Genomic DNA, 18,721 nt, shown 5'->3' on the forward strand with positions numbered 1-18,721 from the left:
CCCGTCTCCGCCCCGGAAAGCTGCCATGACTCGCTCCACTGCGCTCGAAGACATCGTTCCGCTCTCGCCGCTGCAGCAGGGTCTGCTCTACCTGAGCACGATCGCCGCTCCCGCCGAGCCGGCCGGCAACGACGGCAGCGCCGAGCCCGACGCGTACACCGTGCAGTCGGTGCTGCGTCTGTCGGGAACGGTGGACGAGGATCGCATGTGCACGGCAGCGCAGGCGCTGCTCGACCGGCATGCGTCGCTGCGGACGTGTTTCCGGCCCCGCAAGGACGGGCGCACCGCAGGACTCGTCGTACGCGGTGTCGAAGCGCCCTGGCGCAGCGTGGATCTGACGGGAACACCGGGCCCGGAAGCGGAACGGCGCATGCAGGACCTGATCGACGCCGACCTCCGCCACTGGTTCGACCTCACCCAGCCCCCGCTCGTGCGATGGCACTTCGTCAGGTTCGGTGCCGACGACGTGCGGCTGCTCCTCACCACGCATCACATCGTCGTCGACGGATGGTCCACGCCGATCATGGTGCGGGAGCTTCTCGAGCTGTATGCGGCGGGCGAACCCGCCGCGCGCGCCGGTACGGTGCTCGGCCCGGTGCGGCCCTATCGCGACTACCTGGCATGGCTGGAACGGCAGGACCACGGCACCGCGCGGCAGCTGTGGCGCGAGACCCTCGCCGAATTCACCGAGCCCAGCCTGGTCGCCCCGCCCGGATCCACCCGCGCCACCGAGCCGTGCGCCGAGCTGGCCGTCACCGTGCCCCCCGGCCTCGCCGAGCGTCTCGGCACGCTGACCCGCACGGCAGGCGTCACGTTCAACACCGTGCTGCAGACCGCCTGGGCGATGCTCCTGTCCGGTCTGCTCGGGCGCGACGACATCGTGTTCGGCGCGACCGTGTCGGGCCGCCCACCCGAACTCGCCGGCGTCGAATCCATGGTCGGCTTGTTCATCAACACCGTCCCCGTCCGTGTCCGGCTCGACCCACGCGGCACCGTCACCGAGACGCTGCGGCGGGTCCAGCTCGATCAGTCGCGCACGGTGGACCACCAGTATCTCGGGCTTTCGGACATCCAGCGCGACGCCGGGATCGGCGAGTTGTTCGACACTCTCACCATCTTCGAGAGCTACCCGGTGGACCGCGAGGCGCTCGAGCGCGCGCAACAGTCCGGCGGCGTCACCATCGCCGGTGTGGAGGCACACGACGCCACCAACTATCCGCTCGTCCTCACCGCAGGACTCGCCGACGACCTCGTCGTCAAGCTCGACTACCGTCCGGCGCTGTTCACCCGTGACGATGCGGCTGCGCTCGGCTCCCGGCTCGTCGCGATCCTCGAGGCCCTGGCGTCCGATCCGGAGGCACCCGTCGCGGCACTGGACGTGTTGCCCGGGGCGGAGCGCGAGCAGGTTCTCGGAGCCTGGTCTTCGGGAGCCGGGTCTTCGGCGGCTGCGGAACCTGCCACGGGGACCGTCGTGGATGCGCTCACCCGGCAGTTCCGGAAGCGTTCCGGCGATCTCGCGGTGGTGAGTGGCGACCAGCGGCTCACGTTCGGCGACCTGGGCACCGAGTCCGCCCGTCTCGCACGGCTGCTCATCGCACGAGGTGTGGGTCCCGACGACCGTGTCGGACTCGCACTGCCGCGCACTGCCGTGATGGTCGAGGCGATCGCGGCGGTGCTCACCGCAGGCGGGGCGTACCTGCCTCTCGACCCGTCGTACCCGGCCGACCGGCTGAAGCATATGGTGACCGACGCTGCGCCGGTCGTCGTGATCAGTACGTCCGGAGTCGCCGGAGAACTCGGTGACGTGCTCGCCGGAGCCGACGTGCTGCTGCTCGACGATCCCGCTGTGGAACGGACCCGTGCAGAGTTCCCGGCGCGCCCGGTCACGGACGGTGACCGCCGCGCACCGCTGCGAGCGGGACATGCCGCCTACGTGATCTATACGTCCGGTTCGACGGGGACTCCGAAGGGGGTCGTCGTCTCCCACGACAATCTCGCAGATCTTCACGCGGCCCAGAGAAAGACGTTGATGCTGCCCGGGATACGGGAGCCGCGCGGGAGTCAGTGGCGTGTGCTGCTGACGTATCCGTTCGCATTCGACTCCGCCGTCGCCGCGCTCACGTGGCTGTTCGACGGGCACACCCTGCACCTCCCGGACGACGACCGCCGGACCGACGTGCACTACCTCGTCGAGTACGTCCGCGCCCACCGCATCGACTACGTCGACACGGTGCCCGTACTCATGACCCGCTTGCTCGAGGGTGGCCTCCTCGATCCCGCACACCACCGGCCGGCCAAGGTGACCGTCGGCGGTGAGGCCGTGAGCGGTGACCTGTGGCGCACGCTCGCCGGATCCGGCGTCGAAGCCTTCAACTGCTACGGCCCCACCGAGTGCACCGTGGATGCCTCGTACGCGCGCATCTCCGGCGGGCCGGTCACGATCGGCGGGCCGACGCCGGGCACCCGGCTGTACGTGCTCGACCACTGGTTGCGGCCCGTCGCGCCCGGAGTGGCAGGAGAGTTATATATCACCGGAAACGGCGTCGCGCGAGGGTATCTCGGACGACCGGGCCTGAGCGCCGACCGCTTCGTGGCCGACCCCTGTGCCGGGTCCGGTGAGCGCATGTACCGCACCGGAGACGTAGTGCGCTGGACCCGCGCGGGCGTTCTGGAATACGTGGGCCGAGACGACGACCAGGTCAAGATCCGCGGCTACCGCATCGAACCCGCCGAGGTCGAGGCCGCGACCGACGCCTGTCCGGGCGTGCGGGCGTCCGTGGTCGTTCCGCACACGGACGGCAAGGGCGTGACCAGACTGGTCGCCTACGTGGTGGCCGACGACGCCCTCGAGCCCGGGAATCTGCGTACCGCCCTCGCCGCGCGCCTGCCCGAGTACATGGTTCCCGCCACGGTGGTCGTGCTGCCGGCTCTTCCGGTGACGGCGAACGGAAAAATCGACAAGAAGGCCCTTCCCGAACCGGATTTCGCGGCTCTGACCGGTTCCGGCGAGGCGACTACGGAACTCGAGACGACGTTGTGCAGCGCGTTCGCCGACGTACTCGGTCTCGAACGCGTAGGCGTCGACGACGACTTCTTCACCCTCGGCGGGGACTCCATCGTCTCGATTCAGCTGGTGGCGCGACTCCGGGCCGCCGACATCCAGGTCACCGCGCGTCAGGTGTTCGAACTGCGCACCGCGGCCGCGATCGCGGCGGCGCACGACACCGCGCCCGCAGCGGAGGCGGGACGCGAGACGACCCCGGCCGTCGGACCGGTTCCGCTCACCCCGATCGTCTACGACACCCTCACGCACATGTCTGCCCACACGCTGCGGACGTTCACCCAGTCCCGCCTGCTGGTGACACCCGCGGGTCTCTCCACCGGCGACCTCGTCGCCGGTGTGCGTGCTCTGCTGACAACCCACCACATGCTCCGGTCGCGCTTCACCGTCGAGGCCGACGGGAACGCGCCTGCCTCCTGGACCGTGCCCGAGGAGGTACCCGACGCCGAGGGGCTGGTCCGGCACGTGGACGTGCGTGGACTCGACTCCGGCCGGTGGCAGGCAGAGTTCACCGCCGCCCAGGACGCCGCCCGGGCCGCGATCGATCCCGCTGCCGGCGTGATGGTGCAGCTCGTCTTCTTCGACGCCGGACCCGAGGTGCCCGGCCGCGTGCTGGTGACGGTGCACCATCTCGTGGTCGACGGGGTGTCCTGGCGCATCCTCGTCCCGGACCTCGCGAGTGCGGTCGACGGTGCCCGCCGTGGTGCCGCCCGTGCGCTCGAGGAACCGCGAACCTCGTTCCGGGACTGGGCGACCGGACTCGCGGAGGCCGCACACTCGGATCGGGTGACACAGTCCCGCTCGGTCTGGTCGCGATCCTGCACCGACACCGCGGGCGGCGCGAGCGAGCAGACCGCGCTCGGTTGCCGCGCGCTGGACCCCGCCCGCGACACGGTGTCGACATCGGCGTCGGTCGAGGTACAGGTTCCCGGCGACATCACCGCACGCATCCTCACCTCCGTGCCCGCCGCCTTCCGCACCGGCGTCGCCGATGTCCTGCTTGCGGCCCTCGCGATGGCGGTGACGTCGGTTCGCGGCGGATCGGCCGTCCGGGTGCACCTGGAAGGACACGGGCGCGAGGAGCACATCGTGCCCGGCGCCGACCTGTCCCGCACGGTCGGCTGGTTCACCTCGATGTATCCCGTCGTCCTCGACCTCGGCGCATCTCCCGACAACCCTGCCCTCTGCCTCGCCCACGTCAAGGAGTCGCTGCGCGCGGTGCCGGACAACGGAATCGGATTCGGGATCCTGCGACGCCTGTCAGGCGGGGACGACGACCTGTTCACCGGCTACCGCGCTCCCGAGATCGTCTTCAACTATCTCGGACGCATGACGCTCGGGGAGACCGCGTCGGCTCCGTGGTCGGCGGCTCCCGAGGCTGCCGCGCTCGGCGGATCCGTCGACCCGGCCACGCCGCTCGATCATGTGCTCGATGTCAACGCGATCACCGACGACGGCCCGGACGGTCCGGTGCTGTCCGCCGAATTCACCTATGCCACCGGCCTACTGGACGCCGTGACGGCAGAGCGGATCGCCCGCGCCTGGGCCGAGGCGCTCGCCACCCTGTCCCGTGTCGCAGACGAACCCGCCGCAGTTTCCCTCACCCCGTCCGATCTGACGGCGACCGGGCTGACGGTCGAGGAGACGGCGGAACTCGGCCGCGCGGTCACCGGCGGGCTCGAGGACGTCGTACCGCTGACCCCGCTGCAGCGCGGCATGTACTTCCTGTCGGGTCTCGACGAGGACGGCGTCGACGTCTACACGATGCAGTCGGTTCTCGATCTCGACGGTGTGATCGACACGGTGTTGCTGCGCCGCAGCATCTCTCGTCTGATCGAACGGCATGCCGTGCTGCGCACCGGCTTCCGGATCTCCGCTTCGGGTGTCCCGATCGGGGCCGTCGCAACCGCGGTCGAGACGCCGTTCGAGGTGATCGACCTGTCCGCGGACGCCGACCCTGCCGGACGCGCCGACGCATTCGCGGAGTCCGACCGTGTGGACCGGTTCGCTGCCGACACCGCACCGCTCGTCCGCTTCCGCCTGCTGCAGTTGTCCGACGACCGGTCGCGCCTGGTGTTCACCGCACACCATCTCGTCCTGGACGGGTGGTCCACGCCGCTGCTGGTGCAGGAACTGTTCCAGATCTACGCGGCCGGTGGTGACACATCGGGTCTGGCCCGGGCGGTGCCGTTCACCGACTACCTCGCCTGGCTCGACCGCCAGGACGGTGCCGCCGGACTCGAGGTGTGGCGCGAGGCGTTGTCGGGTGTCGAGGAACCGACACTCGTCGCACCAGCCGGGTCGTCGATGCAGGCCGAACTGCCCGGCGAACTCTCGATCGAGGTTCCGGACGCGTTGTCGGAGCGGCTTCTGTCCGTGAGCCGCTCCCGCGGTGTCACGGTGAACACCGTGGTGCAGACGGCGTGGGGACTGCTGCTCGCCGCGCTCACCGGACGGCCGGACGTGGTGTTCGGTGCGATCGTCTCGGGGCGCGTGCCGGACGTCCCCGGTGTGGAGTCGATGATCGGACTGTTCATCAACACCGTCCCCGTGCGGGTCCGCACTTCCGCCGAGGAGTCGGTCGCAGAGTTGCTCTCGCGCATGCAGTCCGAGCAGAACCGGGTGATGGATCACCAGTACGTCGGTCTCGCGGACGTGCAGCGCGCCGTAGGAGTGGGCGAACTGTTCGACACCCTGCTGGTGTTCGAGAACTATCCGGTGGACCGCGACGCCCTCGATCGCGCCCAGCACGACAGCGGAGTCCGGGTGTCGGCGATGAACGGCACGGACGCCACCAACTTCCCCCTCGTCCTCGTCGCGGGGTTGCAGGACACGCTGCGCCTGGTGCTCGAATACCAGCCGGCGGTCTTCGGTGAGAACGACGCCGCAGCGGTAGGACAGCGGCTCGTCCGGATCCTCGAGCAACTCGTCGTAGACCGGCCGGTGCCCGTCGCGCACCTCGACGTGCTGACCGACGCGGAACACCGGAACGTGCTCGGCCGGTCGGACACCCCGCACGCGCCCGCGTCGGGAGCGGCCACGGTTGCCGACCTGCTCGACGCGCAGATCGCCCGCACCCCGGACGTTCCGGCGGTCGTGTCCGGTGCGGTGACATTGTCGTTCGCAGAACTCGGGGACCGGTCGGCCCGTCTGGCACGTCTGCTGATCGGTGCCGGTGTCGGCCCCGAGACGGTCGTGGGATTGGCCCTGCCCCGGTCCGAGCACATGATCGTGGCCATCGCCGCCGCGATCCGGTCGGGCGGCGTGTACGTGCCCATGGATCCGTCCTATCCCGCCGACCGCCTGGCACACATGATTGCGGACTCCGGACCGTGCGTCATCGTGACCACCGCAGACGTCGCCGGCCGGATCGACGCCGTCGCGGGGGAGACCCCCGTGGTCGTGCTCGACGACCCCGCGACCCGGAAAGCCCTCGCGTCGCTGCCCGCGACCGCCGTGACCGACACGGACCGTCGCGCGGTGTTGCACCCGGACAACGGCGTGTACGTGATCTACACATCGGGATCGACCGGCGTGCCGAAGGGCGTCGCCGTCACCCATGCCAATTTGCTCAACCTGTTCGACAGCCACCGCGCCGACCTCTACGTGCCCACGGTCGCCGCGTCGCAGCGCGAGGTCGTCGGCGTGGGCCACGCGTGGTCGTTCGGCTTCGACGCGTCGTGGCAGCCCACGCTCTGGATGTTCGACGGCCACACCGTGCACGTCTTCGACGAGGACACGATGCGCGATCCGGAACGGATGGTCGCCTACACGATCGAGCACCGTCTCGATTTCCTCGAGGTCACCCCGTCCTTCCTCGACCGGATGCTCGCCGCAGGGCTCTACGACCATCCGCACCGTCCCGCCACGGTGGGATTCGGCGGTGAAGCCGTCAACCCCGCGTCGTGGCGCCGCCTCCGGGAACTCACCGACGGGCGCGCATTCAACCTGTACGGACCGACCGAATGCACCGTCGACTCCCTCGTCGGCAAGGTCACCGACGCCGATACACCGTGTCTGGGCAGAGCGGTGCACGGCGGCGGCGCGCACGTCCTCGACGCGATGCTCAGGCCCGTTCCGACGGGCGTGGCGGGCGAGCTCTACATCTCCGGAGACGGTGTCGCACGCGGCTATCTCGGCCGTCCCGACCTCACCTGCACCCGGTTCGTCCCGAACCCGTTCGGCAGCAGCGGATCCCGGTTGTACCGCACCGGCGATGTCGTCAAGCGGGTGGCCGGGGCGGACGGCAGCACCGTGCTCGAGTTCCTCGGTCGCGGCGACGACCAGGTCAAGATCCGGGGTTTCCGCGTCGAACTCGGCGAGGTCGAAGCGGCCCTCACGGCCGTACGCGGCGTACGCGACGCGGTCGTGGTCGCGCACACCGACAACCGCGGCGTGGTTCGACTCGTCGGCTACGTGACACCGGACGGGGACGTCGACCCGGCCGCCGTTCGGGCTGCGACCGCGGTGACATTGCCCGACTACATGGTCCCCGCCGTCGTCACGGTGCTCGACCGATTCCCCGCGACCGTCAACGGCAAGGTCGACCGGAAGGCACTGCCGGAACCGGATTTCGCGGCGCTCGTCGGGTCGCGGGAACCGAGCACTCCCGCAGAGGCTGCGCTCGTCGCCGTCGTCGCAGACGTCCTCGGACTGGACCGCGTCGGTGCCGACGACGACTTCTTCTCCCTCGGAGGAGATTCCATCGTCTCGATGCAGCTCGTCTCGAAGGCACGTGCTGCCGGTGTGCGGATCACGACCCGTCAGGTCTTCGAACTGCGCACCGTCGCGGATCTGGCCGCGGCGGCCGACACGGCCGGTCCGGTGCACGAGCGGGTCTACGGCACCGGCGAAGCGATCGGTGACGTCCCGCTCGTGCCGATCGTGTGGGAGGCACTCGGTTGGGGAAGCGACCTCGGCCGCTTCTCCCAGGCCCGGTTGCTCGTCGCTCCGTCCGGGCTGACTGTGCCCACGTTGCAGACGGCCGTCACGGCGCTGCTGGATGTGCATCCGATGCTGCGATCTCGGTTCCGCGCCGGGGGTGCTCGTCCGACGTGGACGGTCCCGGCGGAGCGCGCGCCGGAGGTCCCCGCCATCGATGCACTGGTCCGGCGCGTCGACGCGACGCATCTCGGTGAGGCCGGCGTCGACGACCCGCGGTGGCAGGACCTGTTCGCTGCCGAACGGGAACGGGCCTATTCCTCGCTCGACCCGGACGCGGGCGTGATGCTCCAGGTGGTGTGGTTCGATTTCGGGCCCCGGACCGCGGGTCGTGTCCTCGTCGCCGTTCACCACCTGGTCGTGGACGGGGTGTCGTGGCGGATCCTGGTCCCGGACCTGGCGGACGCGGTCGAGCAGGCCGCCGGTGGCGGAACCATTCGGCTCGCCGCCTCCGGTACCCCGTTCCGCGCCTGGGCCACCGGACTCGTGGAGGCGGCACGATCGGAGCGGGTCGTCGAGTCCTGGCCGGCCTGGGAACCCGCCCTGTCGACATCCGAGCCGTCCCTGGGAGAGCGTGGCCTCGATCCTTCCGTCGACACCGTGTCCGCGCTCCGCTCGGTCCGCGTGCGTGTCCCGGTCCCGGTGACCGAACGGGTGCTCGCCGGCGAGTCGATCAACGAGGCGCTGCTCACCGCGCTCGCTCTGGCAGTGGCGTCGGTGCGTGGCGGGGACACCGTTCGTGTCGAACTCGAGGGACACGGCCGCGAGGAGGATGTGGTGCCGGGCGCCGACATCTCCCGCACGGTCGGATGGTTCACCTCTATGTTCCCGGTTGCCCTCGACCTCACCGGAATCGACATCGGCGACGCGCTCGAGGGCGGACCGGCCGCAGGTGACGCACTCGCCCGCGCCACCCGGTCGTTGCGCGCTCTGCCGGACAACGGGGTCGGTTTCGGTGTGCTGCACCGCTTCAATCCGGAGTTCGCGGACCGGTTCGCCGGGTACCGCCGACCCGAGGTGGTGTTCAACTACCTCGGCCGGATGACGCTCGGCGAAGAGACCGGCGCCCCGTGGTCGGGTGCCCCCGAGGCGCCGGCACTCGGCGGGTCGGTGGATCCATCGACACCGCTCGATCACGTCCTGCACGTCGACGCGATCACCGAGGACACCGAGGACGGTCCCGTCCTGGACTGCGAATTCGCCGCGGCCACCGGAGTTGTCGGCGCCGGCACCCTCGAGTTGCTGTCACAGCGCTGGGTGCAGGCACTGACCGCCCTCACCGGTCGCCGATCCCCGGTCGCCTGAACGACTTTCGAACCGTCAGCAGAAGGAGACAGAACATGTTGGACCGCGCGACCATCTTCGCCGATACCGCCCGCATCCTGGAGGTGGAGCCGGACGAGCTCGACCCGGCCGTGAATCTGGTGGACCAGGGCCTCGATTCGGTGCGCCTGATGGCGCTGATCGAACAGTGGCGTGGCGCGGGCGCAGACATCGATTTCGTGTCGCTGGCATCCGAACCCGACCTCGAGCAGTGGTGCGCCCTGCTCGCCGGACAGTGAGCGGATCGCCGTGGCCTTCCTCGAGAAACTGACCATCGACCTCGATCCGATCCGGACCAGTCGCGAATTCCGGTACCTGTTCACCGCGCGGGTGGTGTCGCTGCTGGGGCTCGGGTTCCTCATCGTCGCGGTCCCGGTGCAGGTCTACCAGCTCACCGGATCCACCGCCCAGGTCGCGGCAGTGACCGCGGTCCTCGGAATCACCACGTTCGCCGCGACTTTCGTCGGCGGTGTCCTCGCGGACCGGTTCGACCGTCGCAACGTGATCGCCATTGCGCGGGGGACCGCGGCGGTGGCTTTCGCGCTGCTTGCCGTCAACGCCTACCTGCCCGAGCCGCAGATGTGGGCGATCTACCTCATCTCCGTTGTCGACGGGGCGGCGGGCGGTATCTCGGCGACCGCACTGATGGCCGTCACCCCCAGCCTGGTTCCGCGCGACAAGCTGGCGGCGGCGGGAGCCCTCATGGCGCTCACCGCAGATCTCGGCTCGATGGTCGGCCCGGCGCTGGGTGGTGTCGTGATCGCCGCCGGTGGCGTGGGCCTGGCCTATGCGCTCGCCGCGTTCACCACCGTGATCACCACCTTCTGCATCACCCGGCTGCCACCGCTGCCGCCGGCGACGGTGTCCGTCGAATCACCGCTGAGATCGATCGCCGCGGGCTTCACGTACGCGTTCCGCAACCGGGTGATCGGCCAGGTGCTCGTCGTAGGTTTTGCCGCGATGCTGCTCACCGGCTGGGCCGTGCTGCTCCCGGCGTTCGCCGACCGCGTGCTCGGCGCGGGGCCGTCGGTGGTCGGGTTGCTCTATGCCGCGCCGGCTGTCGGTGCCGTCCTCGGTTCGCTCACGAGCGGCTGGACGGGTTCCGTCCGTCGGTCGGGCCTGGTCGTCTTCGTCCTCATGGCCGTCTCGGCCGCAGGGCTCGCCGGAGCGGGCGCGACCGGCGTGACCGCGGTGGTGCTGCTGGGCCTGGCAGCGTACGGATTCGGCGACTCGCTCGCCGATGTGATGCGGTATGCGACGGTGCAGCGCAACACGGCCGACGAGTACCGCGGGCGTATCGCCGCGGTGTGGTCTGCTCAGGTGACTGCGGGTACGTCGCTCGGTGCGATCGGCGCCGGTGTGATCGCGTCGGTGGTGCCGATGTCGGTGGCGCTGACGGTGTACGGAGTCGCCGGTATCGTGCTCGTCGTCGTGATGTGGGCGTCGTTCCCGACGTTGCGGCGGTTCGTGGACGACGATCGGCTCGAACCTGTCTCCTGACCACGGTCGGCGTCCGGTGTAGCCGCAGACCCGGCCGTTCGATCGAACCGTCCACGTCCGGTGTGCAGAAACGCCGCTTATCGTGACCGCATGGGGTGGCACCGCCAGAATTGGGGTTTCCGGGGTCCGTCGTTGGGGTTTGCGCTGGGTTCACTGTTGTTCGCGATCGGGGCGGCCCCCGGCTACGCGACGACGGTCGGTGCCCATATCGGCAACCTCACCTACTTCGCCGGTTCGCTGTTCTTCACCGCGGCCGCGTTCGCCGAGTTCCGGTTCACCGGGCGGGTTACTCCCGGACCGTCGACGTCCCGTGTCAACCGGTACGACTGGTGGTCCGCCCTGACCCAGTTCGTCGGCACCGTGCTGTTCAACCTCAGTACAGGTGCGGCCGTGATCCGCAGTCTGTCGGCACCCGAACGAGACGAGTTCGTCTGGCAACCGGATATGTTCGGGTCGCTGTGTTTCCTCGTCTCGAGTGGACTGGCCGTCGTCGCGACGACCGATGTCGACGGCCTGTGGGATCCGCACGCCCGCAACTGGGCCAGCACGTGGCTGAATGCGGTCGGTTCGATCGCGTTCGGTGTCTCCGCGGTCGGATCGCTCGTCGTCCCGGCCACGCAACGGCTCGAAAGCGCGACGGCCGCGAATCTCGGCACGCTGATCGGCGCGGTGTGTTTCCTCGTTGCTTCGCTGTTGGTGCGGGCCCCCGGCCCCCCCGGGGGCGGGGGGGGCCGGCCCGCCGGGGGGGCGACCCTCCCGTTCGTGAAGACTGTCGATTTCGAGCAAGCACCCGGCGTGATTTCCTCCCGTCCAGCCGAGTCTCGCCCGGCGCGCGCAAAAGTCGGTAAGAATGCGGTAATCGAACTCCGACCGTGGGAGGTGCCGTGAACCGATCCGTCGAGCGTCCGGACGACGAGTGGCCGAGTCTGCGTGTCGCCGACTGGGCCGCCACCCGCGACACCCTGCACATGTGGCTGCAGATCGTGGGCAAGATCCGGTTGGTCCACTCGCCGCCGGTCAACCATTGGTGGCACACGACGTTGTACGTCACGCCACGCGGCTTGGGTACCTCGTCGATTCCCTACCGCGGCGGTGTGTTCGATCTCGAATTCGATTTCTGCGAGCACAACCTCGAGATCCGTTCGAGCGACGGAGGCCGTAGCGCCGTCCCGCTCACGGCGCAGCCCGTGTCGGAGTTCTACTCGCGCACCTTCGGCGCCTTGGACGAACTGGGCATCGAGACCCGGATCCATGGTGCGCCCAACGAGGTCGACCCGGCGATCCCCTTCGCGCAGGACCACCAGCACAGCACGTACGACCCCGACGCGGCACACCTGTTCTGGCGGCAACTGCTCCGAGCCGACCGTGTCCTGCAGCAGTTCCGGGGCGAGTACCTGGGCAAGGTCAGCCCGGTTCACTTCTTCTGGGGAGCAATGGATCTGGCCTGCACCCGATTCTCGGGCCGCACCGCACCGCCACATCCCGGCGGAATTCCGCACTGCCCCGACGAGGTGATGACCGAGGCCTACTCGCACGAGCTGAGCAGCTGTGGGTTCTGGCCCGGCGGTGGAGACGAGGGCGCCTTCTACTCGTATGCCTACCCCGCTCCGGACGGCTACGCGGACCGTCCCGTGCGCCCGGATGCCGCGTACTACTCCGCCGAGCTCGGCGAGTTCGTGTTGCCCTACGAGGCGGTGCGCACGGCAGCCGACCCCGACGCGGAAGTGCTGGGTTTCCTCCGCAGCACCTACGACGCCGCAGCGGATCTCGGGAACTGGGATCGCGCGCACCTCGAGCGTTCGGCGTAGCGGACGGCTCGGAAGCCGGCCCGTCGGCGCTGCCCACCTTGGGGGCGGTCTCGTCAGAAGTGTGCGTTCCGGACGCCGTGCGCCCACAATTCGATCGCCGCGTAGCCGTCGCCGACTCCTTGCGTGTACGCCACCAGTGCACCGTAGAGGCGGCTGCCTTCCGCGGCCAGTTCGATGGTGCCCACCCAGTCGGCCGCACGCGCCATGACGTGCGCCGAGATGTCCGTGACGTCGCGCGTCGCGCCGGAGACCGCGGTGAACGATTCGTCCGCGATCCGGAACGTCTCGGTCACGCCCCGCCAGTAGTACTCGGCGTCCATTGCTGAACGCAGTGACTGATAGTCGGTCGTGTCCTGCATCGCCCTGGCATTCCGGAGCTGGTTCGCCGCATGCTCGGACGATCCCAGCGGGACGTATGTCATGTCGTCGACGGTCTCGTTGCCTGCACGTCTGGTCCTCACCGCAGAGATGGTGCCCGATCGCGCGGCAGAACGAAACATCCGGTCTGTAACGATCCGCGCGACCGGGGCGGGTCCTCAGTGAGCGTGCTGGTGATCGTGGTCGTGATCGTGGGGGAGGACCTCGTCGTGTTCGTCCTCGACCCGGTCATGGTCGGCGGTCTTGCCGTAGCCGGTCTCCGTCATCCCGCGTCGCCAGTAGCCGATGACGAGCGTGGCCTTACGGTCGAATCCTGCCTCGTTCCGCAGCCACTTGCGCATCGCCAGCACGGTCTTCGACTCCGCCGACACCCACGCGAACTTCGTGACGTCACCCCCGGGGATCTCGATCGCGGTCGCGGCGTCGAACAGTTGATCGGTGGTGCCCGCGGGTGCGCCGTGGCGGTGGATCCAGCGGATCTCCACGCCGTCGGGATGGCGCAGGTCCTGCTGCTCGTGTTCGTCGGCCACCTCGATCAGGGCGACACCGGTGGCGTCTTCGCGCATGTGCTCGAGCATCCGCCCGATGGCGGGCAGGGCCGTCTCGTCACCGACGATCAGATACCAGTCGGCCTCACCGGCGGTCACTCCGCCCGCGCCCGCGGCAGCGATCACGTCCCCTGCGCGGGCATGTTCGGCCCAGCCGCTCGCGAGGCCCTCGTCGCCGTGCTTGACGAAATCGATGTCCATCTCGGCGGTCTCGGGGTCGAGGCGGCGGACCGTGTATGTGCGAACCTGCTGTTTCACGGTCGGATCGGGCCATGCGAGCCGACCCCATCCGTTACGGGCAGGCACCTCGAGTCGACCGTTCGCGCGCGGAAACACCAACTTGATGTTCGGCACCCGGCCCGGGACGGAGGCATATTCGGCGACGCCGGGGCCGGCGAACGTGATCCGGCGCATGTGAGGCGTGATGTCCTCGACCCTCGCCACTTCGATGAGGACGGGGAGCATCCCGTATTCGTTGGTCATAGCGGACACCTTAGGGCACCCTGACCACATTCAGGCAGAGTCGGATTCCGATTGCCGGCGGTTCGGAATGAGTGCGACGCAGAAGGTGAGGACGACCGCGCAGACGAGCACCGCGGTGAAGACGGGTGCGACGGGCGCCGCCATCACCCCGGCGGCCCGGACGGATCGACCGGTGGGCGCATCGGAACGGGAGAGCGCGGTGTTCGCGAGCGCACCGAACACGGCGACACCCACGGCGCTTCCCAGTGCGCGGGCGAAGGCATTGGCACCGGTGACCACACCCCGTTCGGCCCACTCGACACTCGATTGTGCGGCGATGAGTGCGGGGCTCGCGATCAGGCCCATTCCGAGACCGATGAGCACGCAACAGCCTGCGACGTGCCACGGCGAGGATCCGATTCCGAGCCGGGTGAGCAGGACCGCCCCGGCCAGCAGCGGCACCGCACCGACCAGGCCGGTCAGCCGGAACCCGATCCGCAGATACAACCGGCCGGACTGCGACGCCGCTATGGGCCAGCCGATGGTCATCGTGGCGAGGGCGAATCCGGCGACCAGCGCGGACGTACCGAGAGCACCTTGCACGAACGACGGGATGTACGACGTCAACCCGAGTACGACCGCGCCGACGAGGGCCGAGACGGCGCTCGTGGTGATCAGGACCCGGCGGGTGAGCACCCACATCGGCAGGATCGGTTCGGCCGCGCGGGACTCGATCCATCCGAAGACCACCAGCAGGGCGATCCCACCGGCGAAGATGCCGATGCTCATGCCCGAGGACCACGCCCACGACTGGCCACCCTCGAGCAGGCCGAGGATCACGAGCGCGGCGCCCGCGGCGAGTGTCACCGCGCCCGCCCAGTCCACGCGTCGCGCGCTGCCGGAGGGACGGTCCTCGTGGAAGTTGCGGACGATCACCCATGCAGCGATCGCGCACAGCGGCACGTTGATCCAGAAGATCCACCGCCACGACCAGAAGTCGGCGAAGACCCCGCCCAGGGCCGGACCCACGACCGCGGACATCCCCCACACACTGGCGAGATATCCCTGTGCCTTCGCGCGCTCGGCCACGGTGTAGATGTCACCGGCGACGGTCTGCGCCATGGGCAGCACGGCACCTGCACCGAGGCCCTGGACGGCGCGGAACGCGATGAGGGCGGGCATGCTCCACGCCAGCGCGCACAACACCGATCCCAGCGCGAAGACCGCGATGCCGAACAGCAGCACCGGCGTGCGGCCGAAGGTGTCCGACAACTTGCCGTACACCGGGACCAACACCGCCTGCGTGAGCAGGTAGCTGGAGAACAGCCAGGGGAACTGGGTGAATCCGCCGAGGTCGGCCACGATCGTGGGCACCGCCGTCGCGAGGATCGTGCTCTCGAGCGCGACCAGGGAGGTCGCGAGCATCAAGGCGATGAGGATCGGCCCGCGCTCGGAGCGGAATCCGACATCCACCCGTGACGATGCAGTCATGACGCCCCTGTCCTGGCTCGAACACCGGTTCCGGACCATTGTCGTCGATGGGATATCCGCCACGGCGTTCGGTCCCCGTCCGCATCGCGCACTAGGGTGTCAGCGTGCGTCCTTCACTCGAGTCCTATCCCCACCTCGCCGGCGGCAAGGTCCGTGATCTGCATGTCGTCGACGACGAGCACCTGCTTCTCGTCGCCAGCGACCGGATCTCGGCCTACGACCACGTGCTCGACACGCCCATCCCCGACAAGGGCCGGGTCCTCACCGCGATGAGCGTGTTCTTCTTCGATCTGCTCGATGCGAACAACCACCTCGCCGGCGAACCCGACGACGAGCGCATCCCGGAAGAGGTACTCGGCCGCGCGCTCGTGGTGAAGCGGCTAGAGATGGTGCCCGTCGAGTGCGTCGCGCGCGGTTTCCTCACCGGGTCCGGCCTGCTCGACTACCGCGCCACCGGCGCGGTGTGTGGCGTCGCGCTTCCCGAGGGTCTCGTGGAGGCGAGCATCCTGCCCGAACCGATCTTCACTCCGGCCACGAAGGCCGCGCTTGGTGATCACGACGAGAACATCACCTTCGACGAGGTGGTCGAGAAACTCGGTGTGAATCTTGCGATGAAGTTGCGTCAGGACACCCTCGACATCTACGGCCGCGCCGCGATGTACACCTCCGAGCGCGGCATCCTGCTCGCCGACACGAAGCTCGAGTTCGGCCTGGACAAGGCCGGCAATCTCGTTCTTGCCGACGAGGTGCTCACTCCCGATTCGTCGCGGTACTGGGATGCCGCCGAGTACGAGGAGGGCAAGGTGCAGCCGAGCTTCGACAAGCAGATCGTCCGTAACTGGCTCACCAGCGAGGAATCCGGCTGGGACCGCGCGTCCGACACTCCGCCGCCGGCGCTCCCGCAGTACATCGTCGACAAGACGCGTGCGCGGTATATCGAAGCCTACGAGCGTATTTCCGGGCTCTCCTTCGACGATTGGATCGGCTGAACGCAGATGACCTCCTCGAATTCGACCCCGCCGGTCGCCCAGAAGGTTCCGCACGAGCGTGTCCATCACGGCCACACGTTCGTCGACGACTACGAATGGTTGCGCGACAAGGAATCACCCGAGGTCGTCGCGTACCTCGAGGCCGAGAACGCGTGGACCGACGCGCAGACCGCGCACCTGGCGCCGTTGCGTGAGTCGATCTTCGAGGAGATCAAGTCCCGTACCCAGGAAACCGACATGTCGGTTCCCGCTCGTATGGGCAACTGGTGGTACTACGCACGGACCGTCGAGGGCAAGCAGTACGGCATCCAGTGCCGGGCCCCGATCACGGACGCGGACGACTGGACGCCGCCCGAGGTCACTCCCGGCGTCGACCTGCCGGGCGAGCAGGTGCTGCTCGACGGAAACGTGGAAGCCGAAGGGCACGAGTTCTTCTCCATCGGGGCGTTCTCGATCAGCCAGGACGGCACGCTGCTGGCGTACTCGACCGATGTCGTCGGTGACGAGCGGTACACGCTGCGGTTCAAGAATCTCGAGACCGGTGAACTGCTCCCCGACGAAATCACCGGCACCGCACCGGGAGCCACCTGGGCCCTCGATCACAGCCACGTCTTCTATCAGACGGTGGACGAGTCGTGGCGCCCCGACACCGTGTGGCGGCACAAACTCGGCACCCCGCGCGACGAGGACGTGAAGGTCTTCCACGAGCCCGACGAGCGGTACTGGGTGTCGATCGGTTCGACCCGCAGCGAGAAGTATCTCATGATCTGGGTCGGGTCCAAGATCACCACCGAGGGGTGGATTCTCGAATCCGATGATCCGACAGGTGAATTCAGAGTTCTCCTCCCGCGTCGTGAGGGTGTCGAGTACGGCGCCGAGCATGCGGTGATCGGCGGCCGGGACCGGTTGCTGATCATGCACAACGATGTCGACCCGGAGACGGGGGAGAAGGCCGAGAACTTCGTCCTCGCCGAAGCGCCGGTCGACGACCCGTCGTCGCTGCGCACCCTCATCGGGCACCGCCACGACGTGCGCCTCGAAGACGTCGAGGCGTTCGAGGGTCACCTGGTGCTCGGCTACCGGCGCGAGGCGCTCACCCGGATCGCGGTGTGGCCCCTCACCGACGACGGATACGGCGAACTCACCGAACTCGAGTTCGACGAGGAATTGTTCGCAGTCGGTCCGGGTGGCAATCCCGAGTGGAAGCAGCCCGTCCTGCGCCTCGGCTTCACCTCGTTCATCACCCCGACCCGTGTCTACGAGTACGTCGTGGCCACCGGCGAACTGCTGCTGCGCAAATCGCAGCCGGTGCTCGGCGATTTCGACCCGGCACGCTACGAACAGCGTCGCGAATGGGCCACCGCCGAAGACGGCACCCGGATTCCGCTGTCGATCGTGCAGCGCAAAGACCTGGCGGACGGGCCGGCTCCGACCCTGCTGTACGGCTACGGATCCTACGAAGCCAGCATCGATCCGGGATTCTCGGTAGCCCGACTGTCGTTGCTCGACCGCGGCATGGTGTTCGTGGTCGCGCACGTGCGCGGCGGCGGCGAGATGGGCCGGCACTGGTACGAGAACGGTAAGACCCTGACGAAGAAGAACACCTTCACCGACTTCGTCGCGTGCGCGCGGCATCTCGTCGACGAAGGTGTGACCGGCCCGGACCGGCTCGTGGCGGACGGCGGCAGCGCGGGCGGCCTGTTGATGGGTGCGGTCGCCAACATCGCTCCCGAACTGTTCGCGGGCATCCTCGCGAACGTGCCGTTCGTCGACCCGCTGACCTCCATCCTCGATCCGTCGCTGCCGTTGACGGTGATCGAGTGGGACGAGTGGGGCAACCCGCTCGACGATCCCGAGGTGTACGAGTACATGCGCTCCTACAGCCCGTACGAGAACGTCGGAGCCCACGACTATCCGGCGATCCTCGCGATCACCAGCATCAACGACACCCGCGTGCTGTACGTCGAACCCGCCAAGTGGGTCGCGAAGTTGCGAGCCACCAAGACCGGCGACTCGCAGTTGCTGCTCAAAACCGAAATGAGCGCGGGGCACGGTGGTGTCTCCGGTCGCTACGAGAAGTGGCGCGAAGTGGCTTTCGAGTTCGCGTGGGTGCTCGAGACGTCGGGTGCCTATCGCGCGGAGACCGCGCCGCGCCCCCCCCGGGGGGTAACCGCGGGGTGGTGGGGCGGGGGGCCCGGGCGCGGGGGGACCGGGGCCCCC

The 18,721-nt window shown here is 68.8% G+C and carries 9 protein-coding genes and 1 pseudogene; 7 read left to right on the top strand and 3 right to left on the bottom strand.

What is annotated here, in order from left to right:
* Positions 1–25: 25 nt before the first annotated feature.
* The 5 genes and pseudogenes from TVH25_RS08905 (at position 26) to TVH25_RS08925 (ending at position 12,633) form a co-directional block, all read left to right on the top strand.
* Positions 26–9,307 (top strand): amino acid adenylation domain-containing protein, encoded by a 9,282-nt coding sequence (locus TVH25_RS08905; RefSeq protein WP_422423870.1) that lies wholly within the window; start codon positions 26–28, stop codon positions 9,305–9,307.
* 35 nt (positions 9,308–9,342) lie between these two features.
* On the top strand, positions 9,343–9,564 hold the full coding sequence (locus TVH25_RS08910) for a phosphopantetheine-binding protein (protein WP_169621316.1): 222 nt from the start codon (positions 9,343–9,345) through the stop codon (positions 9,562–9,564).
* Positions 9,565–9,574: 10 nt separating this feature from the next.
* Positions 9,575–10,825 carry an enterobactin transporter EntS gene (gene entS / locus TVH25_RS08915; protein ID WP_422423872.1) on the top strand — a complete coding sequence of 417 codons (1,251 nt, stop codon included), beginning with the start codon at positions 9,575–9,577 and terminating at the stop codon, positions 10,823–10,825.
* A 90-nt stretch (positions 10,826–10,915) separates the two neighbouring features.
* Positions 10,916–11,539 (top strand): annotated as a pseudogene (locus TVH25_RS08920) (hypothetical protein); the annotation flags it as partial.
* A 170-nt stretch (positions 11,540–11,709) separates the two neighbouring features.
* Positions 11,710–12,633, top strand: coding sequence for a DUF5996 family protein (locus tag TVH25_RS08925; protein ID WP_422423874.1), 924 nt, complete (start codon positions 11,710–11,712; stop codon positions 12,631–12,633).
* 53 nt (positions 12,634–12,686) lie between these two features.
* On the opposite strand, the gene TVH25_RS08930 is transcribed toward TVH25_RS08925, so the two are convergent.
* The 3 genes from TVH25_RS08930 to TVH25_RS08940 all read right to left on the bottom strand — a co-directional run bounded on the left by TVH25_RS08930 (position 12,687) and on the right by TVH25_RS08940 (position 15,512).
* On the bottom strand, positions 12,687–13,094 hold the full coding sequence (locus tag TVH25_RS08930) for a hypothetical protein (protein ID WP_296551430.1): 408 nt from the start codon (positions 13,092–13,094) through the stop codon (positions 12,687–12,689).
* Positions 13,095–13,169: 75 nt separating this feature from the next.
* The gene (locus TVH25_RS08935; protein WP_422423877.1) at positions 13,170–14,042 is read right to left on the bottom strand and encodes a siderophore-interacting protein; all 873 of its coding nucleotides are present in this window, start codon (positions 14,040–14,042) and stop codon (positions 13,170–13,172) included.
* A 30-nt stretch (positions 14,043–14,072) separates the two neighbouring features.
* The gene (locus TVH25_RS08940) at positions 14,073–15,512 is read right to left on the bottom strand and encodes an MDR family MFS transporter (protein ID WP_422423879.1); all 1,440 of its coding nucleotides are present in this window, start codon (positions 15,510–15,512) and stop codon (positions 14,073–14,075) included.
* Between the two features lie 104 nt (positions 15,513–15,616).
* Between TVH25_RS08940 and TVH25_RS08945 the strand changes: the two genes are divergently transcribed.
* Entirely contained in the window at positions 15,617–16,501 is an 885-nt protein-coding gene (locus TVH25_RS08945; protein WP_169621310.1) for a phosphoribosylaminoimidazolesuccinocarboxamide synthase, read from the top strand.
* 6 nt (positions 16,502–16,507) lie between these two features.
* A partial coding sequence (locus TVH25_RS08950) for a S9 family peptidase (RefSeq protein WP_422423880.1) occupies positions 16,508–18,721 on the top strand: 2,214 nt, incomplete at its 3' end.

It is taken from the genome of Rhodococcus sp. 7Tela_A2 (assembly GCF_049311045.1).
In the GTDB taxonomy this organism is placed as follows: domain Bacteria; phylum Actinomycetota; class Actinomycetes; order Mycobacteriales; family Mycobacteriaceae; genus Rhodococcus.

Coding starts and splice junctions, on each gene's coding strand:
- TVH25_RS08935 (WP_422423877.1), bottom strand. CDS start 14,042: ATGACCAACGAATACGGGATGCTCCCCGTCCTCATCGAAGTGGCGAGG.
- TVH25_RS08910 (WP_169621316.1), top strand. CDS start 9,343: ATGTTGGACCGCGCGACCATCTTCGCCGATACCGCCCGCATCCTGGAG.
- TVH25_RS08905 (WP_422423870.1), top strand. CDS start 26: ATGACTCGCTCCACTGCGCTCGAAGACATCGTTCCGCTCTCGCCGCTG.
- TVH25_RS08940 (WP_422423879.1), bottom strand. CDS start 15,512: ATGACTGCATCGTCACGGGTGGATGTCGGATTCCGCTCCGAGCGCGGG.